Genomic DNA, 24,953 nt, shown 5'->3' with positions numbered 1-24,953 from the left:
TGCGCCGATTCACGCAACGTATCGCCGCGTAAATTTGGGGCCATCAACCGCAGACAAGCGTCCGATCGGAATCTAATCCGCCGCTGCGTTTAGCGTGGCGCGCCAGAACCCACACTGATCCGTGATGGGTAATTCCGCTTGGCCGCCGTCTGAGGCATACATCTGGGAATGAACCACAAGATAGGAAGATCTCATGAAGAGGTCAATGGGATTGCTCGCATCCACCCTGCTGGCTGCAGGACTCGGGATTGGGGGGACGGCAATGGCTGCCGGACCCGCCGCAGCGGATACGGGGCTGAAGTCCGTCACGATTTCGGCTGTGAACTACCAGGGTTACACGGACCACAAGAGGGACGACGATAAGCGTGACTGGCGTCGCGACGACAAGCGCTGTGACCGTTACAACCATGACCACGGCCGGAACGGCAACTGGCACCAACACAAGGATGGAAGGCACTGGCACTTCTGCGACGACGACCACCGCCGCGGCCACCGCTAAACCGTCATCGGCCGCCTAACCAACGGTCCGGAAAAACCGGAGCGAGGCGGGAGGGAGGGGCATCGCCCGCGGCGATGCCCCTCCCTTTACGCCGTTTTTCCCCTTTACGCCGTTTTTCGCCGGCCTCGGGCAATACGCCCTTCCCGTTCCGGCAATCCGATGCCAGAGTCAATCCATGAACACATGGGATCCGGGTGATCACGGCGTCGTCAGTTTCCCTTCCGGCCGGCGAATCCGCGGCCGGGCACTTCGCCGGCTGCTTCCGCCGGGTCCGGACCCCGACTTCGCGGTCTACCTGCTGGGCAGGCGTCCGGCCCGGACCCCCTGGGAACAAAGGTGGGTGCGCTGGCCGGACTTCTGGTTGCCCCTCAACGAAGACGACGCCGTGGAGGCCTTGGGGGAAGCATGGGTGCGGGCAGAAAAGGAACGCGTTGAAATTGCCTGCCATGGAGGGCACGGCAGGACCGGCATGGCCCTTGCCTGCATCGCCATCCTGGACGGCGTCGCACCGGGACATGCCGTGTCCTACGTCCGGGAGCACTGCGGTCCGGCGGTGGAGACCCCCTGGGAGCACTGGTACGTCAGGCATGTTGCCCGCCGGATCACCTGAGACGGTCCAAGTCCTGTTGCGGCTGCCTTCACGGTTTGGCGGAATGGATCAGCTCACAGGCACCCGCAGCCGCCGCACCCATCGATTCCACCACGGTCCTCGTGCGCAGGCGCGTCGCGGCGTCGGCCTCCGCCCCGGCGCACGGTCCCTGCGGCGCGTCGGCCGCCACGGAACACCAGCGGTACGGATCGCGGACGATCGCTGACGGCACCCAGGCCAGGTCCGAGGCTGACCATTTTCCGGCCGCGTCCTGGCTGAACTGCGCCCGAACCAGCAGTCCCTCATTGTTCACCACATACCAGGGGGACAGCTCCGTGACGCCGTTACCCAGCCCGTACACAATCCAGGTCCCCTTGTAGTTCTCGATGGGCAGCACGGAATGGGTGTGGTGGCCGTAGACCATGGTGAACTCACCGCTGTCCACCAGGGCGTGGGCCGTCTCCTGCTGCTGGGCATTCGGAGCACTGGCATACTCGTCCCCGGCGTGCATCACTCCGAGCACAATGTCCGCGCCCAGCGCCCTGGCCTTCTTCGCCTTGGCAATCATCGCGGGCGCGTCCAGCATGTCCACCTGCCAGGCGTACTCGGGGTATTGCCCGTTCAGGCCATAGGCGGCCTCAATCACGGCGATTTTCGCCGCGTCGGTCTGCAGAAGCAGGATCCCTTGCGATTCCGCCTCGGTCCGGTAGGAACCGGTGTGCTTCAAGCCGGCAGCGTCCAGCGCGTCCAGTGTACGGACCAGGCCGTCGGTTCCGCGGTCGATGGTGTGGTTGCTGGCGGTGGTGCAGGCTGGTAGCCAACGTCTTTGGCCGCCGCGGCGATTTGCGGCGGCACGTTGAACGACGGATAGGCCGAGAAGGGCCGTCCGCGTCCGCGACCGGAGTTTCCTGATGGCAGATGGCGAGGTCGCTTTCGCCGATGTACGCCCGCTGGCCCTCGAACAGCGGGGTGAAGTCCAGGCCCGGCTTTCCGAGGGCGGCGGCGTCGGCGCGGGCCTGGTCCCACAGCTGGGCATGCACCAGCATGTCTCCGGTCACCAGGACTGACGTGCACCGGACGGCAGCGCAGGCGGGGCCCTTGCCCGGCGTGGTTTCAGGTGTGGGTTCGGGAGAGGGAGCGGGCACCGCCGGGGCAGTTGACGACGGCGGTGCCACGGCCGCCGTCGTCGTACGTGCTGCGCCGGCCGGGCGCTGGCCGGTGTCCTGTTAGGCAATGACGCCGCACGACGTCAGTCCGGACAGCAGGACAGCCGCGGCGATCGCCGCGGCTCCCCGTCCGCGGTGGATTTTCAGCGGCATCCTTGCGAGTTCCCCCATAAGCGCCATCCTACGGCGGCCAATCCCGGCAGCCCGTCAAATCACCATTGAGAACCGTCCGGTTACATGAAAGTGTTGCTTCATGACCAACCCCCTCCTGACTCCCAGTCCTTTGCCGTTCGGGCTCCCCCCGTTTGCCGAGATCGACGAGGCCGACTATTCCGAAGCGGTCCGGTCCGGCCTGGCGGAACACCTCGCCGAAATTCAGGCCATTGTGGACAACACCGAACCCGCCGCCTTCGAAAATACCGTCCTGGCAATGGAACGCTCCGGGCAGCTCCTCCAGCGCGCTGCCGCATCGTTTTTCACCCTGGTCTCGGCGGACGCCTCGGACGGCATCCGGGCACTCGAAACCGAGCTGTCCCCGGAGTTTTCCGCCCACCAGGATGCCGTCTACATGAACCGGCGGCTCTTTGACCGGTTCGCCGCCGTGGACACCACCGGCCTCGACGATGAATCAGCCAGGCTCGTGGAGGAGTACCTCAAGGAGTTCCGCCAGTCCGGGATCCAGCTCGAGGATGCCGGCCAGGACCGGCTGAGGGCGGTGAACGCAGAGCTGTCCCGGTTGGGCACCGAATTCGGGCAGCGCGTCAAGGAAGCCATGAAGACCTCGGCCCTGCTGCTCGACGATGCCGTTGAGCTGTCCGGGCTGCCGGCGGATGACATTGCCAGCGCCGCCGAAGCCGCCCGGGCAGCCGGGCACGACGGCAAGTACCTGCTCACCCTGATCCAGCCCAGCAACCAGCCCGCCATGGCATCCCTGGAAAACCGCGAGGTCCGCCGCCGGCTCTACGAGGCGTCCATCAGCCGCGGCAGCAGCGGGGGCAGCCTGGATGTGAGGGACCTGGTGAAGTCCATGGTGGCGCTCCGGGCGGAGAAGGCCCGGCTTCTGGGATTTGCCAACTACGCCGAACTCACCGTTGACCGGCAGACTGCCCCTGATTTTGAAGCCGTGCAGTCCATGATGAACCGGCTGGCACCTGCGGCGGTCCGGAATGCCGACGCCGAGGCGGCCGCCCTTGCAGAGGTTGCAGGCCATCCGCTCGAGGCGTGGGACTGGGCGTACTATTCCGCGAAGGTGCGGCGGGAACGGTACAGCGTCGACGAGCAGGCGCTGCGGCCCTACTTCGAACTGGACCGCGTCCTTCGCGACGGTGTCTTCTACGCCGCGACTTCCCTGTACGGTGTCACCTTCCACGAGCGGCCCGACCTCAAGGGCTACCACCCCGATGTCCGGGTCTGGGAGGTCCGCAACGAGGACGGCTCCGAACTGGGCCTGTTCCTGGGCGACTACTATTCCCGCGAGTCCAAACGCGGCGGCGCCTGGATGAACTCGCTGGTGGATCAGTCCGCGCTGCTGGGTACCAAGCCGGTGGTGATCAACAACCTGAACATTTCCAAGCCTCCGGCGGGCGAGCCGACGCTGCTGACCCTGGACGAGCTCCGGACCGCGTTCCACGAATTCGGCCATGCCCTGCACGGACTGTTTTCCAACGTGACCTTCCCCCGGTTCTCCGGGACCGCCGTTCCGCGCGATTTTGTGGAGTACCCGTCCCAGGTCAACGAAATGTGGATCATGTGGCCTGAGGTGCTGGCCAATTATGCCCGCCACCATGTGACCGGCGAGCCCCTTGCCCAGGACATCGTGGACAAGCTCAACGAATCGCAGCTGTGGGGCGAAGGCTTCGGCACCACGGAGTACCTGGGCGCGGCGCTGCTGGACCTCGCTTGGCATGTCCTAGACGAATCCGGGGTCCCGGCGGACGTCCTGGCGTTCGAAGCCAAGGCCCTCGCCGCGGCCGGGGTGGCACACAGCCTGATTCCGCCGCGGTACCGGACCGGCTATTTCCAGCACATCTTCGCCGGCGACGGTTACGCCGCAGGGTACTACTCCTACATCTGGAGCGAAGTACTGGATGCGGACAGCGTTGAATGGTTCAAGGAAAACGGCGGACTCAGCCGTGCCAACGGCGACTTCTTCCGGGCTGAACTGCTCTCCCGCGGCAACAGCCGCGAACCGCTGGACTCCTTCCGTGCCTTCCGCGGCCGGGACGCGAGGCTGGAGCCGCTGCTGAAGCGCCGCGGTTTGGACTGACCCTTCATCGATTGCTCCGTGGACGCCGTTTTAGGCGCCGATAAGGGCGGTTAGGGAGCAATCGACGGGGAAACAACGACGCCGGGCGGTCACCAACAAGGTGACCGCCCGGCGTCGTACTGCTTGTGAAGCTGTTACCAGCCGCGCTCGGCGAGGCGGTGCGGCTGCGGGATCTCGTCCACGTTGATGCCCACCATGGCTTCGCCCAGGCCGCGGGAGGCCTTGGCGATGACGTCCGGGTCATCGAAGAAGGTGGTGGCCTTCACGACGGCGGCGGCGCGCTGGGCCGGGTTGCCGGACTTGAAAATGCCGGAGCCGACGAACACGCCGTCAGCGCCGAGCTGCATCATCATCGCGGCGTCGGCCGGGGTGGCGATGCCGCCCGCGGTGAAGAGCACCACCGGGAGCTTGCCGGCGGCAGCGACTTCCTTGACCAGTTCGTACGGGGCCTGCAGTTCCTTGGCCGCGACGTAAAGCTCGTCCTCGGGCAGGGCGGCGAGCTTGGCGATCTCGGAACGGATCTGGCGCATGTGGCCGGTGGCGTTGGAGACGTCGCCGGTGCCGGCCTCGCCCTTGGAGCGGATCATGGCCGCGCCCTCGTTGATGCGGCGCAGGGCCTCACCGAGGTTGGTGGCGCCACAGACGAAGGGAACCTTGAAGTTCCACTTGTCGATGTGGTTGACGTAGTCGGCCGGGGTCAGGACCTCGGACTCGTCGATGTAGTCCACGCCGAGGGACTGCAGGACCTGGGCTTCGACGAAGTGGCCGATCCGGGCCTTGGCCATGACCGGCACGGACACGGCTTCGATGATCTTGTCGATCATGTCCGGATCGGACATGCGGGACACGCCGCCCTGGGCCCGGATATCGGCCGGAACGCGTTCCAGCGCCATCACGGCCACGGCACCGGCGTCTTCGGCGATGCGGGCCTGTTCGACGTTGACGACGTCCATGATGACGCCGCCCTTGAGCATCTCGGCCATGCCGCGCTTGACGCGGTTGCTGCCCGTGACGCTGTTGGCGGACGAGCCGGCTTCGCTGCTTACATCAGGTGTAGACACAAAAACCCCTATGGGTAGCTAGATGTTACGTAGATCCGGTCTCTCGGTCCCGGCGCAGGCGGCAGCACAGACGGGAAAGCCACGCCGCGCGCACACCGGATTACCGGATCCAATGACCAGGTACTGCTAATACTAGTCCCACGCTGCGACGCTGCTGAATTCGGGTTACCCCGGCAGTCCCGTCTCCTCCAGCGACTGCCGGTGCACGGTGGCGATCCGCTGGACCACGGTCACGAGGCTGGCCGCGGCCAGGAGGGTCAGGGTCACCAGCAGGACCACGCTGGGGAGCCCGAGCCCGGTGAATCCGGTGACCACCAGAACAGACACCAGCCGTTCGGCGCGCTCGGCAATGCCGACGTTTGCGTGGAAGCCGAGAGCCTCGGCCTTGGCCCGCGCATAGGAGACCACCATGCCAAGCACCAGGCACACGACGGCGGCGATGGCGATCGCGTGGTCCGCGCCTCCCGTGAAAAACCAGATGCCAAGACCGGCAAACAGGGCGCCGTCGGCAACCCGGTCCAGGGTGGAATCCAGGAAGTTGCCCCAGCGCCCGCCCCGCTCCTGCATCCGGGCCATGATGCCGTCAAGGACGTCGGAGAAAATGAAGGCCGTAATAAACAGCGTTCCCCACCACAGCTGACCCAGCGGGTAGAACACCAGGGCGCCCACCACCACGCCTGCCGTCCCCACGATGGTGATGGCATCGGGCGAAACACCGATCTTCAGGAGCCACCGGGCAAGCGGGGAGAACAGTGCGGTGAAAAACCCGCGGGCATGCCGGTTAAGCATGCTCGTCCTCCGGCCAGGCCTCGGCGACCTGCTGGCGGACCTCGCCGAGCGTCTGCGTGATTGCCTTTGTCTGGGCGATGATGGGGAAAAAGTTGCCGTCCCCGCCCCAGCGCGGAACGACGTGCTGGTGCAGGTGGCCGGCGATTCCGGCCCCGCCCACGACGCCCTGGTTCATGCCGAGGTTGAACCCTCCGGGGTTGGACACCTTGCGCAGGACCCGCATCGAGGCCTGGGTCAGCGCCGCGAATTCCGCGGTTTCCTCCACGGTCAGGTCCGTGTAGTCCGGAACGTGCCGGTAAGGGCAGATCAGCAGGTGGCCCGGGTTGTACGGGAAAAGGTTCAGGACCACGTAGGCGGTGCGCCCGCGGTAGACAATCAGGGAGTCTTCGTCACTGCGGGCAGGGGCCACACAGAACGGGCAGTCATCCTTGTTCTTGAACTGGTGCTGCCCGCCCTTGATGTAGGCCATGCGGTGCGGGGTCCACAGGCGCTGGAAAGCGTCCGGAACGCCGGCCAGACCGAATTCATCGGTCACGTCGCCGTCGCCCGGATATCCTCCGCCAGCGCCTGTGTTCTCCTGCACGTCGCCTGCCATTCCGCTAGCTGGTCCGGTTGCGGACGGCGTCGACAATCCTCTGGACAGCTTCGGCCACCGGCACGCCGTTGTCCTGGCTGCCGTCGCGGAACCGGAACGAGACTGCTCCGGCCTCGGCGTCCTCGCCGCCGGCAATGAGGACGAACGGAATCTTGTCCTTGCTGGCGGTGCGGATCTTCTTCGGGAACCGGTCGGAGGAGATGTCCACCTCCGCACGGATACCGGCGGCCTTCAGCTGGCCCACGACGTCGAACATGTAGTCGTTGAAGGCCTCCGCCACGGGGACGCCCACCACCTGCACCGGTGCGAGCCATGCCGGGAAAGCGCCGGCATAGTGCTCAGTCAGTACACCCATGAACCGTTCCACGGAACCGAACAGGGCGCGGTGGATCATCACCGGGCGCTGGCGGGTGCCATCGGCGGCCTGGAACTCGAGTTCGAAGCGCTCAGGCAGGTTGAAGTCCAGCTGGATGGTGGACATCTGCCAGGTGCGGCCGAGGGCGTCCTTCGCCTGGACGGAGATCTTCGGGCCGTAGAACGCGGCTCCGCCCGGATCCGGGACGAGCTCCAGGCCCGAGGCTTCGGCCACTTCGGCGAGGGTGCGGGTGGCTTCCTCCCAGGTGGCGTCGTCCCCCACGAACTTGTCTTCGTTCTTGGTGGAAAGCTCCAGGTAGAAGTCGTCCAGGCCGTAGTCCTTGAGCAGGCCCAGGACGAAGTTCAGCGTGGTGGTGAGCTCATCCTTCATCTGCTCGCGGGTGCAGTAGATGTGGGCGTCGTCCTGTGTCATGCCGCGCACTCGGGTCAGGCCGTGCACCACGCCCGACTTTTCGTAGCGGTATACCGAACCGAATTCGAACAGCCGCAGGGGCAGTTCGCGGTAGGAGCGTCCGCGGGAACGGAAGATCAGGTTGTGCATGGGGCAGTTCATCGGCTTCAGGTAGTAGTCCTGGCCGGGCTTGCGCACGGTGCCGTCCTCATTGAGTTCCGCGTCGATGTGCATCGCCGGGAACATGCCCTCCTTGTACCAGTCCAGGTGGCCCGAGACCTCGTACAGGTGCCCCTTGGTGATGTGCGGGGTGTAGACGAACTCGTACCCTGCATCGACGTGCCGCTGGCGGGAGTAATCCTCCATGGCCTTGCGGATGATGCCGCCCTTGGGGTGGAACACCGGCAGGCCGGAACCCAGCTCGTCCGGGAAGGAGAAGAGGTCCAGCTCGGCACCGAGCTTGCGGTGGTCGCGGCGCTCGGCCTCGGCGATGCGCTCCTGGTAGGCCTTGAGTGCGTCCTTGGTGGGCCAGGCGGTGCCGTAGATGCGCTGCAGCTGCTGGTTGTTCTGGTTGCCCAGCCAGTAGGCGGCGGAGGACCGGGTCAGGGCGAAGGCGTTGGAGATGAGCTTGGTGTTGGGCAGGTGGGGGCCGCGGCACAGGTCGCACCAGACGCTGTCCCCGCTCTTGCGGTCCACGTTGTCGTAGATGGTGATGTCGCCGGCGCCCACCTCGACGTTGACGCCTTCGCCGGCGTCTGCGGCGTCGTTCTTCTTGCCCAGCAGTTCCAGCTTGTAGGGCTCGTCCTTCATGGCTTCGCGGGCTTCGTCCTCGGACACCACGCGGCGGACGAACTTCTGGTTCTGGTTGATGATTTTGAGCATCATCTTTTCCAGGGTCTTCAGGTCTTCCGGGGTGAACGGCTCGGCGACGTCGAAGTCGAAGTAGAAGCCGTCGGTGATGTAGGGACCGATGCCGAGCTTGGCGTCGGGACGCAGCTGCTGCACGGCCTGGGCCATGACGTGGGCGGTCGAGTGCCGGAGGACGTTGAGGCCGTCCGGGGAATCGATGGTGACCCCTTCGATGTCCGCGCCCTCGGGGAGCGGCTGGTCGAGGTCTTTCAGTTCGCCGTTTACTCGGGCGACAACGACGTCGCGGCGCTCAAAAAAGAGTTCCGCGCCGGTGGTCCCGGTAGTCACCTTGGTCTCTTCGCCGTCGACGATGAGGGTGATCTGCTGGGCATCTGACACGGGTGTCTCCTATTCAAAGTTAAGGCTTCGTAGCTTGTGGCGTACGGGGACCACAGCCAGCCTCGTCCATGCTATCGGTTGGGAGAGAGGCCGACCAAAGCGGCGGCCGGGACGCGCGTCCCCCGCCCTTCCGGAGTTGGGGTTCAGCTGCCAAGCCCCGTGATGGCCAGGTTGCGGCTGATTCCGTCCAGCGGCCCCCGTACTTGGAGGGCAGGTTCCCAGGTGCCGGTGGATTGCTGCTCCGGGTACGGGAGGGTCTCGGTGCGGCTGAGGTCCCAGGCCATGGTGGCGCTGATGCTGATCCCGCGGGGGCCGGTCCTGCGGGTGTTGCCACGGATCAGGAGCAGGCGGGTGCCGAACAGCAACGGTCCTGCCAGTTCCTGTGCCTCATGGAAGAACACGGAGTCCACGCAGCCTGTTCCGTCGTCGATGCTGATGAACACCACCCGGCGCCCGCCGCGCATCGGCGGTGTCTGTGTGGCAATCCGGACCCCGGCCACCAACACTTCGGTGCCGTTCCGGAGTCCCAGGAGCTTATCCGCGGTGGTCACGCCCAGCCGGTCGAGCAGGGGCCGGTGGCTGGCCATCAGGTGTTCGCTGACATCCACCGCCATCAGGTCAAGTTCGGCCCGCACGTTTTCGATCATGCTTGGAGCAGGAAGTTCGGCCTTCAGGTTCTTGAGTTCAACGTCGCCAAGAGGCAGGGACAGCTGGCCCTCGATGACCTCAATGCCCTTCTTGCCCGGGCGGTTCTGGAGGGTCTGGAGATGCTGGACGAGGTCCGCCCGGTTGGCGGCTCCGCCGGATTCCCGGTGCAGCGCATCGAAAGCCCCCAGCTGGGCAAGCCGCTTGATGCTGGGCTTGCTCAGCCTGGAGCGAGCCCTCAGGTCTGCCAGCGAGTCGTAGGGCTGGCCGGCAACGATCCTTTTCAGTTCAGCCCCGGAGAGCCCGTAGATGCCGTTCAGGCTGAGCCGGATGCCAAGCCTCCCGCGGTCAGGCCCTGATCCGACCCGCTCCACCCGGTACTCGGCCTGGCTCCTGTTGATGTCCAGGGGCAGGATGGGGATCCCCAGCCGCCGCGCTTCAGCCACCAGGAGCCGCTTGGGATACATGCCGGGATCGTGTTCCCACAGCCCGGCGAGGAAAGCTTCGGGGTGGTGGGCCTTCAGCCAGGCCGACTGATAGGTGGGCACGGCGAAGGCTGCCCCGTGTGCCTTGCAGAAGCCAAAGCTGCCAAAGGCCTTGAGGGTTCCCCAGACTTTGTCCACGACCTCAGGGGTGTAACCCCGCGCCCGGGCTTCCCTGCGGAAGAATTCCTCGACTTTGGGTTCCAGGAGTTCGTTCCCCAGGGCCCGGCGGAATTCATCAGCCCGGGCAAGCCCGCATTTGGTCATGACGTCGAATGTCTTCAGGATCTGCTCATGGAAGACCGTCACGCCGTGGGTTTCCTGGAGCACCGGTTTGAGGTCCGGGTGCGGATAGACCTCCGGCGCGAATCCGTGGCGGTGTTCAAGGAAGGGACGGACCATGTCCGATTTCATGGGCCCGGGGCGGAACAGCGATATGTCGATGATGAGGTCGTTGAATTCCCGCGGCGCCATTTTGCCGATCAGTTCCCGCTGACCGGGAGATTCGATCTGGAAACAGCCCAGGGTATGCGTACTTCGGATCAGCTCGTAGGTTGGTTCGTCATCGAGCGGTACGGCATTGAGGTCAATGTGCCCGTCGGCTGAGATGAAGTCCGGTCCCGTGCCGTCCGCTCCGGGAGGATGGGCACCTGCAGCCACCACCTCAGCCTTCGAAGGGTGCAGCCGGACCACCTCACGGACGGCAAAAGCCATGGCGCTCTGCATTCGGACGCCGAGGACATCCAGCTTGAGCATCCCCATCGGATCCATGTCGTGTTTATCGAACTGGCTCATGGGCAGGCCGAGACCGCTGGGCTGAACGGGGGTCCGGTCCAGCAGCGTGGCGTCGCCAAGGATTACGCCGCAGGGATGCATGGAAATGTGCCGTGGCAGGCGGTCCAGCCTCTCGGTCAGGTCAACGAGCAGGTCCAGTTGCTGGTTTTCCGCGAACTCACGCTGCTCCACCCTTCCTGCGAATTCCTTCAGTTCGGGTTTTTCCACCAGGGCTTCACGGAAGTTCCTTGCCGAGAACCGCCACAGCTGCTTGGCGATCTCGCCGATGTCGCCGTCGTCCATGCCCAATGCGTGGCCGGCGTCCCGGACTGCACCGCGAGCGCGGTAGCCGTTCTGCATGCTCATGAGGGTGACACGCTCGGCTCCGAAGCGGTCGAAGATCCTTCGGTAGACGTTGTGCCGCTCGGCGCTTTCCACATCAATGTCGATGTCCGGAAGAGTTGCCCGGTCATTGGAGAGGAACCGTTCGAAGATGAGGTCGTGCTGCAGGGGGTTCACCTGGCTGACGTCGATCAGGTAGTTCACCAGGCTGGAGGCGCCGGAACCCCGGGCAGCCGCCCTGACTCCCATGTCCAGGATCATTCGGGAAACCTCGGCCACCGTGAGGAAGTAGGAGGCGAAGCCAAGGTTGGCGATGATCCTCAGTTCATGCTCCAGCCTCGCCCGCATTTCCGCCTCGGGCCGCCCTGAGATCCCCGGGAACCGACGGCTGATGCCGGCCTCGCAGCGCAGGGTAAGTTCGGCCAGCGGATCGCCGGCGATGCCGATGACCGAAGCTTCGGGAACCACCGGCTGTTTCCATCCCATGTCCGTGACCGGGTCCATCCGGCAGCGGTCCGCGAGCGCCTCGGTTTGGCCGAGCAGCCTGGTGAGGTCGGTGGCGCCGTAGCCGGCGGCATGGATGATTTCCTTGCCGAGCTCGAGCATTTGGGCTGATGTCTTCAGCCACCCGCGGCCGTTGGGCTGAAGCAACGGCTCCTCGGTCAGTTCGGTCAGGGATTTCAGGGTTCGGGCAGAGTCCAGCACATCCGCTGTGGCGGCCCCGTCCTCCGCGCAGTACCGCACGGCGTTGGTCAGGACGGCAGGAATCCCGTGCTCGGCAGCTAGTTTGAGCATGCGCACGGCGTGGGCTGTGCTCAGAGGCTCCCCGGGAGCGCTGAGGTGGGACACGACTTCGGCTGCCACGGTTCCCTTGGGCATGGTCTCCAGCCACTGCTTGAACAACGTGCGGGGCCGAAGGTACCGGCGGCCGCTCATCGCCCTGCCAACGTCCGAGTCCGGGCCCACCAGCACAGTCAGCACCGGTTCCAGTGTTTCCGGATGCAGAGCCCTGGAAGCGATTTCGGCGCGGGTGACCGCGACGGGCACCACTCCCCCGGCTTTGCCGGAGGTACGGGCATGGGCATCTGAAATCAGGCGGCAGAGGGCCCGGTAGCCGGCACCTTTGTTGTGTCCGTGGGCAAGCACGACGACGCGGCCCGCGAGCTGGGTCCGGAGGTCGCCGTCGTCGTCATAGACCGCAAGGTCAACCCCGACGACGGGATCCAGTCCCGCCGCCATGCAGGCCTTGAGGTGTTTGACGGTGCCGTACAGGCCGTTCCTGTCGGTGCAGGCAAGCGCGGTGGCGCCGTCGGCGGCGGCAGCCTGGGCAAGCTCATCCGGCCAGGAGACCCCGTAATGTGCGCTGAAGGCGGTGGAAACATGAAGATGGGTGAAGCTCATGCTGATCGAGGCCTCAGGGCATCGTGGATTTTCAGCAACCGCCACCGGCCGCTGCCGATGTCCCTGGTCAGGTCGAGGGTGAGGGCTTCTTCCGGCTCCGCGTTTGCAGCAGAAGGCCGGACCTGGACGCGCCAGATCTCGTGATCCACCAGTCCCGGTCCGGTACCCAGCGGTGCGCGGGTTTCTTCGGCCCACCACCGCCTGCGTTCAAACCAGCGCACGGGCTCTGCGCAGACAGTGTAATGACGGCCGGCCCAGGTGAGCGCCGAAGGCTGGCCGGCGGGCGTGCAGACGACGTCGACACCCTCGCTGAACAAGCCCATCGGCGCCTCCCGGAAGTGCACTCCCCCCGGCCGCCACGCAGGAGCGGACCGGTGCAGGGAAGTTCTGAAATGATTCGTTCGAAACAATTCTTTCGAATATATCTTCGAATAATCAATTCTACGCCGGAGCCGGGACAAAACCTACACAAGCCTTCCCGGGGCCGGAACCAGGAGCTTTACGGGACGTTTTGGCGTCAGCGCCGCCAACAGTACGGCGTGGTTGTTGATACCCGGAGAAACCCGTAGCGCTCCAGGATCGGCCGCGAGTAGCTGGTCGAGTCGCTGTGGATGAACTTCTTTCCCAGCTTCACAGCGGACCGGGCCCGGGCCGCGGTGACGGCCCGGTAAATCCCCTGGCTGCGCCACTCTTCGCGCGTTGCACCGCCCCAGATTCCTGCGAAGTCGGTACCAGGCACGGGCTCCAGGCGGCCCGCACTCACGATCAATCCCTGATGTTCGGCAACCCAGAGCTCCATACCCCCTTCCCCGGCCACCTTGCGCAGGGTCACTCCGGGCGGGAGTGGTACCGCTGAGATCAAGGAGGCCACCCGGCCGATCATGATCGACTCCTCCTCTTCGGGTTCAAATCCGCTTCGCAACAGCGCGTCATGGAGTCCGGGCGCATGATCATGGCCGCGGGTTTTCCACTCCACCCGCACCACGGAGGGATCCCTGCGGAAGTGCGCGAGCGCTTCCAATACCCACCGGGCAATCGCCCGGGAACCGGCTCCATCGAGATTTCGGTACGTCACGAAACCCCGGCCGCCCGCGAAGGTGCACATCAGCAAGGGCCCCAGCCGTCGACGGCGAGCGCCCCCCGGGTCTCCGCGTCCGTCCGGAGTTGCCGATCGTATGCCGCTAGAAATTGGTCTGCAGAAGTCATGGGCCCCCACGGTACCGTTGCCGGGCTTGGACGTGAAGGCCGCCGGCCGGTCGGGGCACCCCGATGCTGCAAACAATCGAATATATCTTCTAATGAATCACGACTGCGCCGGAGCCCTGACAAAACCTGAATCAGGGGTGGACGGACGCGGGCGAGGGGGGCAGGATTGAGCCATGAGCTCCCATGACGCACTCCTGAAGCACGTAGCCATCGCCGCCAAGGATTCCACCTTGGTGGCGACTTTTGATATAGACGGCAATATCCCCGGGGCGGGCGCCTATGTCGTTGGCCTCGTCGCGTCCACACCGGATCATTCCCATCAACGAAGAATGGGAATCGAGTTCATGAACGGCGAAGCTGTGTCCTTCTACTGCTTCAGCCACGACGGCACTGAGGAGAATTTCGATCTCAGCGGCGTTTCGCATTCCGGCAACACCATTACCGGCAACTTTCCCATGACCACGGTCCTGGGGCTGGAAAAGGGCCACCTGATGACAGCCTTCAGCGACGCCGACGGCAGGGAATACCAGGCGAACGTTCCCGTGGAGGAAGCGCTCTGAGGGTGGGATCCGCCTGAGGCGCTAGCTGCGCTTTGAGCCGCTAGCTGCTGGCGTTGTGCACTTTCATCTCAAGCTCGGTGAAAGCCGTGATCATCGCGCGGTAAGTCTTCTCCACAATGTCCGGGTCGATGTCTTTTTTCTCGGCGGCGGCACGGACATGTTGGATGACCTTTTCCACCCGGCCCGGAGCCCTGACCTCCGCGTCGTCACCCTTCAACGTCCCGGAAATCCGGATCAGACGTTCGCGGCGGGCAATCAGGGTGACAATCTGCTCGTCAACTTCATCGACGGCCACTCGGACAGCCGCGAGCTGTTCCCTGTCGGCCTGGGCGTCTTTGTCGTGTCCGTGATTTGTGGGCATGTGCATGACAGTATCTAAGAATGCAGCCTCGAGTCGACTTCATTTCATTGGGCGTCCGCAGTGTCGAGGCCTCCCGCGCCTTCTACGTGGACGGCCTGGGCTGGCCGGTCCACCGGGAAGTCCCCGGCGAGGTGGTCTTTATCCAGGCCAACCACGGCCTGATTCTTTCGCTGTGGGACGCAGGCCAGATGCAGGCGGAGGCGTCAGTGGGCAGCCCCGCCGGCGTCCCGTGCATCACGCTGAGCCACAACGTGGGGAGCGCGGCGGACGTCGACCGGGTGATGGCGGAAGCGGAATCGGCCGGGGCAACGGTAGTTGGCTCCCCGAAGACCCAGCCGTGGGGCGGCTATACGGGGTACTTCGCCGATCCCGACGGTTTCCGCTGGGAAATCGCCTTCAATCCCACGTGGACCGTCGACGCCGGCGGCAACGTCACGGTCTAGAGTCACCGGCTAGAACAGGCTGCCCACCGGCTGGATGAGTTCGGGCGAGTCATTTCTTACATTCCCGACGGCGGTGCCCACGGCATCGATGGTCCAGCCTTCGGCGACGTCGTGCGCACCCGCACGAACCAGATCCACCAGGCCGGCGGCGTCATCCGCCTGCGGATCCAGCCATGCCTGCATCGTCCCGCGGTTCATGGGCAGCGGCACCCTGTCATGCAGGGCGGTGAGTTCGGCGAGCATTCCCCCGGCATAGCCTTCGGGCGGCGAGTCCGTCGTCATGATGGAGGTGGACAGCATCCACCGCTGCGGATCACCCTCGGGCTTGGACGGGTCCTTCCACCATTCATAGAGTCCTGCGAACACCAGGGGCCGGCCGTCCTTCGGATGCACGTAGTAGGGCTGCTTGCCGCGCCCTTCACCCTTCCATTCGTAATAGCCGTCCGCCGGGACCGCGCAGCGCCGGGACCGGGTCGCCTTGCGGAAGGCTGGCTTCTCCAGGACGCTTTCGCTTCGCGCATTGATCATCTTCGAGCCGATGGAAGGGTCCTTGGCCCAGGACGGAACGAGGCCCCAGCGGGCCACATGCAGCTGCCGGACCGGAGTGCCGTCCATCAGCCGCTCCAGCACGATGGGCACATCGGCGGTCGGAGCAACATTCCACGACGGCGGAACCACCAGCTCCTCGTCCAGTTCGGCGTCAAATTCTGCCAGCAGGTCCCCGACGGCCCGGGCCATCACGTAGCGTCCACACATGGCACCAGCATGCCACCCGCCCCGGAGCCGTGTCACCCGGCGTAACCCGGCGGGGCGGGAGCCCGCGGGGACGGCGCCGGAACAGGGGTGCGGTGCCCCGACGCCCGGGGAATACCGGCCGCCGGGTTACCGTTGAGTGAAAAGACATCTGCTTTGATAACGACGAGCACAAACGATACTGAGGAGAACTCCGTGGATTTCACTCCCGAATCCGGCACCATCACCATGTTTTCGACCACCTGGTGCGGTTACTGCAACCGTCTGAAGAAGCAGCTGGACGCCCAGGGCATCGGCTACACCGAAATCAACATCGAAGAAGTCGAAGGCACCGCCGACCTGGTGGAGCAGCTCAACGGAGGCAACCGCACGGTACCCACCGTCCTCTTCCCGGACGGTACCGCTGCCACCAACCCGTCGGCAGCAGAAGTCAAGAGCCGGCTCGCCGCCTAGCCCGCCCGCAGGCTGGCGAAATCCGCGTAGTCCAGCTGCGCATACGCGGCATAGGTGTTGATGACCGCAGTTTCGATGGCGGCCACGTCCAGCCCGGGGACGAGGTCGTCAACGGCACCGGCAGTGGCCGGGTCCCAGTCAAGCCCAAGGGCTGCGTAGCTGGCTTCGAGGACCTTGCGGATCGGCGCGGAATTCTCCACCACGATCACCGAGCTGAACAGCCAGCCGCCCGACACCACCCGTTGGGCGGTGCCGATCAGTTTTACCCGGTGCAGCGGATCCGCCGGGTCCAGGCCATGGACGCTGAACTCCCCGGGGCAGTACTCCCCCGGGATTTCGCCGACGGCGGCCTGGACTCCGGCGCTCCGGAGCGCATCCGCCAGCATCCCGCCGAAGAAGGCGAAACGCCCTTTGGCGCCGGCGATGGCATCGGCATGGGGCTCCACGTGGTCCACGATCAGCGTTCCCTCGTGATACGCAGCAGCCCGGCCGCCTGCCTTGCGGACCAGCGGCTCAAATCCGAGCTCACGGCACGCCTGCGCTGCCGCCTCAAAGCCGGGCAGGTGGGCATCGCGCTGGCCAAAGGCGACTGTCGGAGCCGGGCGGTACAGCCTGAGCGTCGGGCCGATCCGCCCCGTCTTGGCCATGCCCAGCAACTCAATACCGAACTCCAGGTCGCGCGCCGCGCCCAGCGACTGCTCCTGCCGGACAATGGTCAGCGTGGCGGGTGCGCCGGCCGTATGCTGCATCTTGCTAAGCTCCCTTATGGTCATTCTGCAATTCCTGGTCGTAGCCGCCGCCTTCGCCGTCATTGACGCCATCTGGCTCAAGACGATGAACCCCTTTTACCGCGGACAGATTGGTGAACTGCTGGCCGACCGGCCCAATCTAGGGTACGCGGTGGTCTTCTACGTGATCTACATTGCCGGCATTGTGTTCTTCGCCCTGCGCCCCGCGCTCGACGGCGGCAGCTGGCTCAGTGCGGTGGGCTACGGCGCCGCCCTGGGCGCCTTCGCCTATGCCACGTACGACCTCACCAACGCCGCGACCCTGAAGACCTGGCCGCTGCAGCTGATCATCGTGGATATCCTCTGGGGCGCAGCCCTGACCGCCCTGGCCACCCTGGCCGGCTGGCTGGTGTTCCACAAGAACTAGCGGCCGCACCAGCCGGGATCCGCGGCGAACTACGTCTTGCGGAGCGTCAGGATCTGCTCTGCCCGTCCGAAGGGCCCGGCCAGGTCGTGGAGCACCGTGGACGTCAGCCCGATGCCGTCAGCTCCGAAGGAAACAGCGTTGTCCAGGCCCAGCCAGTCGCCGGCGGGTTTCCGGTACATGTGGATCTGCAGGTCCAGGTTGGGGAACGCGTAGCTGTCCTTGCCCGGCGGTACCCGCGCCGCTATTCCGTTGGCGGTGTCCACCAGGCCCATGAGCCGCGCCAGGTCGCCGCTGTCGGCCTTGTCCGTCAGCGGGTGCGCGGTGCGGATCCAGACTGTCCCGGAGCCCGGGCGGTGTCCGTCGGCAACGCGCATTTCCAGGGACCGGATGTAGCCTCCCGGCCAGACGGTCGCGGCATCGTACGGGGAGCACTTTTCCGGTCCGGGAATGCAGGGATCTTCGACGGCGGCGACTGCCGAAGTATCGGACGTGATCATCCGCCACGCGGTGAGGCGGATGGCAACGCGCCCCTCGGCCACAAGTTCGGCCTGCAGCAGTTCGATGGTGCGGCCCGGGCGGAGGGTGGTGGTGACGACTTCAAATTCGCCGCCAGGGATCAGCCCCAGGATCTCGTAGCTCAGCCGCGCCATCCTGACGTCGTCCCGCGGCGCATGCCGCTCCAGGCAGTCCGCCATGATCCCGGATGCGGGCGCCATGTGCTGCTCATGCTCGTTCCAGGCACCCTGGGCGTGGATCGTGGAACGGAACCGTCCGCCGCCCAATGACTCGTAGTAGAACTCCCCTTCGGCGAGTTCCGGAAGTGCAGCAGTCAACGTCGACCCTTTCGCATGGCTGGTGATGATCCCAGAACACACTATCGCTAGACGGCTCACAGCTTGCCCTCATCCTCACAGCTTGCTCATAACCAGGCCTCATGGCCGGCATAAGTCCGAAGCCTAGAAATAATGGCATGACTCCTCTCACGAACGAAAAACGCAAAGGCGGCCGCGTCCGGCGCGCCGTCGTCGCCGGGGCCGTCGCCCTCACCCTGTCCGCCGGCGGAGCCACCGTCTGGGCGCTGGACCGCTTTGTGGTCCAGCATGTGGAGATCTCGGACGTCTCCGCTTACCAGGCCAGCCAAAGCAGTACCGCGGCCGGCAGCACCACCGGGTCCACCGCCGCACCGGGCGGCGCCACTGCCGCGGCCACCACCGACACCTCCTATGTTTCCGACAGTTCCAACATCAACATCTCCACGGTGACCACCGGCAGCGGCGACAGCACCGTCACCTACTACGTTGCCGACGTCGTACTCGATGACGCCACCACGCTCCGGTCGGCGTTCGCCAACGACAGCTTCGGCGAAAACATCACCGAGACCACGTCCCAGATCGCCGATGCCAACAACGCGGTGTTCGCCATCAACGGCGACTACTACGGCTTCCGCGACACCGGCATCGTGATCCGCAACGGCGTGGTGTTCCGCGACGAGGGCGCCCGGCAAGGACTGGCCTTCTACCGCGACGGCACCGTCAAGGTGTACGACGAAACCGCCACCACCGCCGAGCAACTGCTGGCCGACGGGGTCTGGAACACCCTCTCCTTCGGTCCGTCCCTGTTGAACGACGGCGAAGTCGCCGAAGGAATCGAGGACGTGGAGGTGGACACCAACTTCGGCAACCACTCCATCCAGGGCGAACAGCCGCGCACCGCCGTCGGCATCATCAACGAAAACCATCTCGTCTTCGTGGTGGTGGACGGCCGGAGCCCCGGCTACAGCGCCGGCGTGACGATGACCGGGCTGGCTGAAATCATGCAGGGCCTCGGCGCCACTACCGCGTACAACATCGACGGCGGCGGGTCCTCCACGATGTACTTCAACGGGGAGCTGGTCAACAACCCCCTTGGCGAGAACAAGGAACGCGGCACCTCCGACATCCTCTACATCGCGCAGTAGGCGGCAGACATGATCATCCTGATCCCGGCCTACGAGCCGGACCGCCAGCTGCCCGACCTCATCCGCTCCATCCGCGACGCGGAACCATGGGCAACGGTGGTGGTGGTTGATGACGGCAGCGGCCCCGCGTACCGGGACGTGTTCGACGGCGTCAAGGCACTCGGGTGCCACGTCGTCGGCTATGCCACCAACCGCGGCAAGGGCTTCGCACTCAAGACCGGCTTCGGTTTCATCGCCGACCACCTCCCGGGCCACAACGTGGTCTGCGCCGACAGCGACGGGCAGCACACCATCGTGGACATCCTCAAGGTGGTGGCAGCTGTGAAACCCGGCTCACCTGCCATGGTCCTGGGCACCCGAAGCTTCACCGGCAACGTCCCGGCCCGCAGCAGGTTCGGCAACAACGCCACCCGGCTGCTGTTCACGCTCGCGACCGGCCAGCGAATTTCCGACACCCAGACGGGCCTCCGCGGCTATCCCGTCTCCATGCTGCCCTGGCTCCGGTCCGTCCACGGCGAGCGCTACGAGTACGAGCTGAATCTGCTGCTGGAAGCCAAACAGGCGGGATACGCCATCAGCACCGTGGACATCGCGACCGTGTACCTTGAGCACAACTCGGGTTCGCACTTCAGGCCGGTGGCTGACTCCGCCCGGATCTATGCCCCGCTGCTGAAATTCCTGGGATCATCCTTTACGGCGTTCCTGGTGGACACCCTGATGTTCCTGGTCCTCACGGCCGTCACCGACTCCCTGCTGCTGGCAGTGGTGGGCGCCCGGGCCGTAAGTTCGGCCGTCAACTTCGCCGTCAACCGGCAGCTGGTATTCCGGCGCGGGCGCGAGAAGCCCACCGCCCGGACCGGCGTCCGCTACTTCACCCTGGTGGCAGTGCTGCTGGCCGCCAATTACGGCTTGATCGCCGCCCTGGAAGCGCTGTACCTGCCCATGCCCGCCGCCAAGATCCTTGCCGAAATCGCCTTGCTGGCCACCAGCTACGCGGTGCAGCAGCGGTACCTCTTTTCCGGGAAGAACGCAGGGAAGGCCAAAGGCAAAGGCTCGGCGGAAACAGCAGGTGAACTCCCGGCAAACACTCATATTCCGGCCTAGGTTCCATCACAGCACCCGCACAGTTTGGCCGTGGATCGTGAAAACCAGTCCACCAATCAGATTCCGGAGAATCCCATGACACCCCTCATCCTCATCGCCGCCGACCTGGCCGCCATCAGCATCCTGACCTTCGCCCTGTACCTCCGCCGGCACCGGCGCCGCGACCTGGTGGTGTCCTACCTCGGCATGAATGTCGGCGTCATGGCCGTGGCGGCCGCACTCTCCGGCTCGGCCGCCGGCGTGGGCCTGGGCCTCGGCCTTTTCGGAGTCCTGTCCATCATCCGGCTGCGCTCCACCGAACTGGCCCAGCACGAGGTGGCCTACTACTTCTCGGCCCTTGCCCTGGGCCTGATCGCCGGCCTCGGCATCGACCCCGTGTGGCTGCCGCTGGCGCTGATGGCCATGATCCTGCTGGTGATGTTCGTGGGAGACCATTCCCGAGTCCTGCCCGCGTACCGCCACCAGACAGTGATCCTTGACCGCGCCATAGCCGTGGACGAGGACCTCTACGCCCGGCTCGAAGAAGTGGTCCACGGAAAAGTCCACTCAGCCACCGTGCAGGAACTGGACCTCGTCAACGACAAGACGGTGGTTGACGTGCGCTACGCCTACGTCCCGGCAACGTTCCCCGCCGCCACGCCTGCAGGGAAAATTGCGCCGGGCTACCTGGCAGCGCACCCCTCCGCGGACCCCGCGCCGTCGAAGCCCGCGTCGTCGAAGCCCGCGCCCTCGGAGCCCGCCGGACTCCCGATTGACCCCGCGTCCGCTCCGGCTTCCGCTCCCGTCCATGCGTCGGCAGGTGCGGCATGAGCGGCGCGGCGCAGGCCGGCGTCCTGGACTCCCTCCGCCTGCTGCCGTCTGTGGGGCTGGACGAACTGAACGCGGAAGCGGCGCTGCAGACCCGGGTGGACAGGAAGTACGTAGTCCCCGAGGCCCAGGCTCAGGAACTCCTGGCCACGTTCGACGCCGATGTCCGCGTCCTGGAAATGGACGGCTGCCGCTCCTTCGCTTACGACTCCGTGTATTTCGACTCGGCCGGGCTGGACAGCTACCTCCTGGCCGCCCACGGCCGCCGACGCCGGTACAAGGTCCGCACCAGGACCTATGTGGACAGCGCCGTCAGCTTCCTGGAAGTCAAAACCGAAGGCGCCCGCGAGGCCACCGTCAAGGAACGCATCCCCTACGAACCCACCGACCGCGCCCGGCTGACGGAGGAGGGCCTGGACTACGTCCGGGAAACCCTCGCCGCCGCGGTGGGCTGCATTCCGGACAGTTCCCTGGGACCGGTGCTGGAAACGCGCTACCACCGCACCACCCTGTACCTGCCCGAATCCGGCAGCCGGGCAACCATCGACACGGATGTCACCTGGCAGCGGCCCGGCGGGCAGGCCTGGGTCCTGGACGGCGCCGTCATCCTGGAGACCAAGTCCGGATCGACGGCCGGCCCGCTGGACCGGCACCTCTGGGCCCAGGGCGTCCGGCCCTCAAGGATCTCCAAATTCGCCACCGGAATGGCGGCCCTCTGCCCCGAGCTGCCGGCCAACCGCTGGAACCGCACGCTCCGCCGGACGCTGGCCCTCCGCCCCGCCGCCTGAACCCTCTCACGGGCAGGCTCCCCCACCCATCTCCCTCCGCTTCACCCACATACTTCACCGAAGGAACACACACCATGAAAAGCTTCCGCACCTACCTCTCCGTCACTGCCCTGGCCCTTGCCGTGGGCCTGGCCGGCTGCTCCGCGGCCGGCACCGCCTCCACCGGAACCTCGATCACCGGCGGCACGTCCACCTCAGCAGCGTCGGGGTCGTCCGGAACGGCCGAGGCCGTCTCCCTGGACACCCTCTCGGCGGATACGCACTACGACGCCGACGACCTCACCTGGGACGCCGCGTCCGAAGTAGCCGTGCCCCTGGCGGACGACGCCAGCACTGTTACACCAGATTCCTCGGGCGCCGTAAAGGTCGACGGCGATACCGTCACCATCAGCGCTGCCGGAACCTACCGCCTGAGCGGTTCCCTGACGGACGGCAGGGTGGTGGTTGCCGCCGGTGAAGATGACGTGGTGCGCATCATCCTGGACGGTGCGGACGTGACCAGCTCCACCGGAGCCCCGTTGGTGGTGCAGAGCGCCAACGAAGCAATCGTCTTCCTGGCAGAGGGAACCTCCAATGCCCTGGCCGACGCCGCCAGCTACACGGACCAGAGCGACGACGCACCCAACGCCGCGCTCTACTCCATGGCCGACCTCACCATCGCCGGCACCGGATCGCTGACCGTGGACGGCAACTACAACGACGGCATTTCGGCCAAGGACGGCCTGGTGCTGGCCGCAGGCAATGTGACCGTGGACGCCAAGGACGACGGGATCGTGGGCAAGGACTACGCAGTCCTCCTCGACGGCGACTACCAGGTCACGGCCGGCGACGACGGCTTCAAGTCGGACAACGAGGAAGACGAAGGCCGGGGCTGGGTGCTCATCAACGGCGGAAACCTCACCGTCAGCGCCGGCGACGACGGCATCAAGGCCTTCAACACGCTCACTGTCGCAGCCGGCTCCGCCACGGTGAAAGAATCCGAAGAAGGCCTGGAAGCCCAGCACATCGTCATCTCCGGCGGTACCGCCAGCGTCACGTCCAACGACGACGGCGTCAACGCTTCCGGGGGCAGCACGGGCACCACCTCGCAGGGCGGAATGGGCGGCGGTATGGGCGGCGGCGGTGAGATGGCCGCAGGAGACTACACGGTGGAAATCAGCGGCGGATCGCTCACCATCAATTCACAGGGTGACGGCCTGGATTCCAACGGCAGCGCCACCATCACCGGCGGCACGGTTGTGGTCAACGGCCCCACCAACGACGGCAACGGCGCGCTGGACGTCAACGGCGAACTCGTGGTCAATGGCGGCACGGTGGCGGCCGCGGGTAGCTCCGCCATGGCTGGTACTCCGGGGATGTCTTCAGCGCAGTCCGGCGTCCAGCTGACCTTCGGTTCCGCCCTCCCGGCCGGCACCACCATCCAGCTGGCAGACTCCGGCGGCGCAGTGGTGGCGACCTTCGTAACGTCGAAGCAGGCGGCTTCGCTGGTCTACTCCTCCGCAGCCATCACGGCCGGCGAGGAATACACCGTGTACACCGGCGGGACCGCCAAAGTCACTGCCGGCCTCGGGGAAGGAACGCTTGACGGTGCCCAGGAGCAAGGCACTGTCACCGCCGGCGAATACACTGCCGCACGCGGTCCCGGCGGCCGCTAGGGACACGCCGCAGGCAGGGGACGACGGCGTGGCCACGTCCCCTGCCGTGATGCCTGGCTGCTTTCGCGGGACCCTTCCGTGGCGTCCTTCCGTGGCGTCCTTCTGTGCTGGGTACCCTGTATCGGACTAGACTCAGGAGTCGGTTCTCCTTACTACGCTCGGAAGAGGTATTCCCCTGATACGAGTCATCAGCTACAACCTACGCAAGCACGCGGCGGTCGGTGAACTGCAGGATCTGGCCAGCGACTTCGGGATAGATGCCTTGTGCCTGCAGGAGTGCGACACCACGGACTTACCGGACACACTGGGGCCGCTTCATCTGGCCGACTCCACCAAGGGCAACAGGCTGGGGCTCGCCATCTACTACCGGATGGACCGCTTCACAGCCTTTGAAACCAACACTTTCGCGTTGAAGAAGTCATTGCATGACCGTGTGCTGGCCCCGGCCCATGAACGCCTGATCGGCACCCGGGTAGTGGACAACGAAACAGACCATGAGCTGGTGATCGCCTCCTTCCACGCGGCGCCCCTGACGGCCTCCAATTCGCTGCGCCGCAAGCAGATCAAGGCGGCCCACGCTGAGCTCCTCGGGATGGGCAGCGGGCTGATGACGCTTATGGTGGGTGACTTCAACTACCCGTTCTTCACGAAGAACCTCAACGAACACATGAAGAACTCCGGGTACGAGCTTTCCCTCAGCGACCGGCGGACTTACACGAGGTACAAGGTCTTCAAGGGGCATTTCGACTTTGCCACGTCCCTCGGCCTGGACATCGAAAGCGTGGAAACGCTGCCGCGCGGCGCCTCGGACCACCTCCCCATCCTGGTCTCCGCCGAGTACGGCCAGGATTACGGCCCCATCCAGGGCACGCCGTAGCCTGACGCCGACGACCAGCCCGGGAGGCCCCAATGCGTAGAGATTGGATCCTGAAAGCCGTTCCGGGCTTCCAGCTGGCCCGGACGTATAGAAGGTCTTGGCTCAAGTCCGATCTTGCCGCGGGAGCTGCCCTTAGCCTCGATCCACCGGTTGTGTTTGATGGGGCGGGGTCGTTCTGATCTTGGTCCGGGTTCGGTCGATGGGCATGACG

26 protein-coding genes are annotated in these 24,953 nt (G+C 65.5%); 13 read left to right on the top strand and 13 right to left on the bottom strand.

What is annotated here, in order from left to right; translation table 11 throughout:
* Window positions 1–193: 193 nt before the first annotated feature.
* Complete coding sequence (locus tag PV761_RS19140; protein WP_347899197.1) at window positions 194–499, top strand: hypothetical protein; 306 nt, start codon at window positions 194–196, stop codon at window positions 497–499.
* Window positions 500–674: 175 nt separating this feature from the next.
* Complete coding sequence (locus PV761_RS19135) at window positions 675–1,109, top strand: protein phosphatase (protein WP_347899195.1); 435 nt, start codon at window positions 675–677, stop codon at window positions 1,107–1,109.
* Between the two features lie 28 nt (window positions 1,110–1,137).
* Here the strand turns inward: PV761_RS19135 and PV761_RS19130 are convergent, their stop codons facing one another.
* Together PV761_RS19130 and PV761_RS19125 are read right to left on the bottom strand one after the other, a co-directional pair.
* A complete protein-coding gene (locus PV761_RS19130) occupies window positions 1,138–1,839 on the bottom strand; it encodes a CapA family protein (protein WP_347899228.1) in 702 nt (233 codons plus the stop codon).
* On the bottom strand, window positions 1,727–2,134 hold the full coding sequence (locus PV761_RS19125) for a hypothetical protein (protein WP_347899226.1): 408 nt from the start codon (window positions 2,132–2,134) through the stop codon (window positions 1,727–1,729). The genes PV761_RS19130 and PV761_RS19125 overlap by 113 nt, the downstream gene beginning before the upstream one ends.
* Window positions 2,135–2,507: 373 nt before the next feature.
* Here PV761_RS19125 and PV761_RS19120 point away from each other — a divergent pair, with 373 nt between their 5' ends.
* Window positions 2,508–4,520, top strand: coding sequence for a M3 family metallopeptidase (locus PV761_RS19120; protein ID WP_347899193.1), 2,013 nt, complete (start codon window positions 2,508–2,510; stop codon window positions 4,518–4,520).
* 134 nt (window positions 4,521–4,654) lie between these two features.
* Here PV761_RS19120 and pdxS read toward each other — a convergent pair whose 3' ends face one another.
* The 7 genes from pdxS to PV761_RS19085 all read right to left on the bottom strand — a co-directional run bounded on the left by pdxS (window position 4,655) and on the right by PV761_RS19085 (window position 13,698).
* The gene (pdxS, locus tag PV761_RS19115) at window positions 4,655–5,581 is read right to left on the bottom strand and encodes a pyridoxal 5'-phosphate synthase lyase subunit PdxS (protein ID WP_011692158.1); all 927 of its coding nucleotides are present in this window, start codon (window positions 5,579–5,581) and stop codon (window positions 4,655–4,657) included.
* Window positions 5,582–5,746: 165 nt separating this feature from the next.
* Window positions 5,747–6,370, bottom strand: a complete 624-nt coding sequence (gene pgsA, locus PV761_RS19110; protein ID WP_028269073.1) for a phosphatidylinositol phosphate synthase — start codon at window positions 6,368–6,370, stop codon at window positions 5,747–5,749.
* Window positions 6,363–6,953, bottom strand: a complete 591-nt coding sequence (locus tag PV761_RS19105; protein ID WP_028269072.1) for an HIT domain-containing protein — start codon at window positions 6,951–6,953, stop codon at window positions 6,363–6,365. The genes pgsA and PV761_RS19105 overlap by 8 nt, the downstream gene beginning before the upstream one ends.
* A gap of 16 nt (window positions 6,954–6,969) precedes the next feature.
* On the bottom strand, window positions 6,970–8,979 hold the full coding sequence (gene thrS, locus PV761_RS19100) for a threonine--tRNA ligase (RefSeq protein WP_028269071.1): 2,010 nt from the start codon (window positions 8,977–8,979) through the stop codon (window positions 6,970–6,972).
* A 143-nt stretch (window positions 8,980–9,122) separates the two neighbouring features.
* Window positions 9,123–12,623, bottom strand: a complete 3,501-nt coding sequence (gene dnaE, locus PV761_RS19095; protein ID WP_347899190.1) for a DNA polymerase III subunit alpha — start codon at window positions 12,621–12,623, stop codon at window positions 9,123–9,125.
* Window positions 12,620–12,946 (bottom strand): DUF6504 family protein, encoded by a 327-nt coding sequence (locus PV761_RS19090; RefSeq protein ID WP_028269069.1) that lies wholly within the window; start codon window positions 12,944–12,946, stop codon window positions 12,620–12,622. The genes dnaE and PV761_RS19090 overlap by 4 nt, the downstream gene beginning before the upstream one ends.
* A gap of 194 nt (window positions 12,947–13,140) precedes the next feature.
* Window positions 13,141–13,698 (bottom strand): GNAT family N-acetyltransferase, encoded by a 558-nt coding sequence (locus tag PV761_RS19085; protein WP_347899187.1) that lies wholly within the window; start codon window positions 13,696–13,698, stop codon window positions 13,141–13,143.
* Between the two features lie 304 nt (window positions 13,699–14,002).
* Here PV761_RS19085 and PV761_RS19080 point away from each other — a divergent pair, with 304 nt between their 5' ends.
* Window positions 14,003–14,389, top strand: coding sequence for a hypothetical protein (locus PV761_RS19080; RefSeq protein WP_347899185.1), 387 nt, complete (start codon window positions 14,003–14,005; stop codon window positions 14,387–14,389).
* Between the two features lie 40 nt (window positions 14,390–14,429).
* Here the strand turns inward: PV761_RS19080 and PV761_RS19075 are convergent, their stop codons facing one another.
* Window positions 14,430–14,756, bottom strand: coding sequence for a chorismate mutase (locus PV761_RS19075; protein WP_028269067.1), 327 nt, complete (start codon window positions 14,754–14,756; stop codon window positions 14,430–14,432).
* Between the two features lie 14 nt (window positions 14,757–14,770).
* Here PV761_RS19075 and PV761_RS19070 point away from each other — a divergent pair, with 14 nt between their 5' ends.
* Window positions 14,771–15,193 (top strand): VOC family protein, encoded by a 423-nt coding sequence (locus PV761_RS19070; protein WP_028269066.1) that lies wholly within the window; start codon window positions 14,771–14,773, stop codon window positions 15,191–15,193.
* A gap of 9 nt (window positions 15,194–15,202) precedes the next feature.
* On the opposite strand, the gene PV761_RS19065 is transcribed toward PV761_RS19070, so the two are convergent.
* On the bottom strand, window positions 15,203–15,949 hold the full coding sequence (locus tag PV761_RS19065; RefSeq protein WP_347899182.1) for an SOS response-associated peptidase: 747 nt from the start codon (window positions 15,947–15,949) through the stop codon (window positions 15,203–15,205).
* Between the two features lie 192 nt (window positions 15,950–16,141).
* Between PV761_RS19065 and PV761_RS19060 the strand changes: the two genes are divergently transcribed.
* Window positions 16,142–16,399, top strand: a complete 258-nt coding sequence (locus PV761_RS19060; RefSeq protein ID WP_011692168.1) for a mycoredoxin — start codon at window positions 16,142–16,144, stop codon at window positions 16,397–16,399.
* On the opposite strand, the gene PV761_RS19055 is transcribed toward PV761_RS19060, so the two are convergent.
* Window positions 16,396–17,172 carry a lipoate--protein ligase family protein gene (locus tag PV761_RS19055; RefSeq protein WP_347899179.1) on the bottom strand — a complete coding sequence of 259 codons (777 nt, stop codon included), beginning with the start codon at window positions 17,170–17,172 and terminating at the stop codon, window positions 16,396–16,398. The two genes, PV761_RS19060 and PV761_RS19055, sit on opposite strands and share 4 nt — an antisense overlap.
* Between PV761_RS19055 and PV761_RS19050 the strand changes: the two genes are divergently transcribed.
* On the top strand, window positions 17,165–17,554 hold the full coding sequence (locus tag PV761_RS19050) for a DUF2177 family protein (protein ID WP_028269063.1): 390 nt from the start codon (window positions 17,165–17,167) through the stop codon (window positions 17,552–17,554). The genes PV761_RS19055 and PV761_RS19050 overlap by 8 nt on opposite strands.
* 29 nt (window positions 17,555–17,583) lie before the next feature.
* Here the strand turns inward: PV761_RS19050 and PV761_RS19045 are convergent, their stop codons facing one another.
* Window positions 17,584–18,387 (bottom strand): thioesterase family protein, encoded by an 804-nt coding sequence (locus tag PV761_RS19045; protein ID WP_347899177.1) that lies wholly within the window; start codon window positions 18,385–18,387, stop codon window positions 17,584–17,586.
* 137 nt (window positions 18,388–18,524) lie between these two features.
* On the opposite strand from PV761_RS19045, the gene PV761_RS19040 reads away from it, so the two are divergent.
* From PV761_RS19040 to PV761_RS19015, 6 genes are all read left to right on the top strand, one after another.
* On the top strand, window positions 18,525–19,511 hold the full coding sequence (locus PV761_RS19040) for a phosphodiester glycosidase family protein (protein ID WP_347899175.1): 987 nt from the start codon (window positions 18,525–18,527) through the stop codon (window positions 19,509–19,511).
* Window positions 19,512–19,520: 9 nt separating this feature from the next.
* Entirely contained in the window at window positions 19,521–20,615 is a 1,095-nt protein-coding gene (locus PV761_RS19035) for a bifunctional glycosyltransferase family 2/GtrA family protein (RefSeq protein WP_347899173.1), read from the top strand.
* A gap of 75 nt (window positions 20,616–20,690) precedes the next feature.
* A complete protein-coding gene (locus PV761_RS19030; protein WP_347899171.1) occupies window positions 20,691–21,425 on the top strand; it encodes a DUF4956 domain-containing protein in 735 nt (244 codons plus the stop codon).
* The gene (locus PV761_RS19025) at window positions 21,422–22,210 is read left to right on the top strand and encodes a polyphosphate polymerase domain-containing protein (RefSeq protein ID WP_347899169.1); all 789 of its coding nucleotides are present in this window, start codon (window positions 21,422–21,424) and stop codon (window positions 22,208–22,210) included. The genes PV761_RS19030 and PV761_RS19025 overlap by 4 nt, the downstream gene beginning before the upstream one ends.
* Window positions 22,211–22,284: 74 nt before the next feature.
* A complete protein-coding gene (locus PV761_RS19020; protein ID WP_347899167.1) occupies window positions 22,285–23,865 on the top strand; it encodes a carbohydrate-binding domain-containing protein in 1,581 nt (526 codons plus the stop codon).
* Window positions 23,866–24,043: 178 nt separating this feature from the next.
* Complete coding sequence (locus PV761_RS19015) at window positions 24,044–24,742, top strand: endonuclease/exonuclease/phosphatase family protein (protein WP_055803404.1); 699 nt, start codon at window positions 24,044–24,046, stop codon at window positions 24,740–24,742.
* Window positions 24,743–24,953 lie beyond the last annotated feature (211 nt).

The sequence above is a fragment of the Arthrobacter sp. CC3 genome, assembly GCF_039907775.1.
Classification (GTDB): domain Bacteria; phylum Actinomycetota; class Actinomycetes; order Actinomycetales; family Micrococcaceae; genus Arthrobacter.
This window is presented reverse-complemented; position numbering and strand designations above follow the sequence as displayed.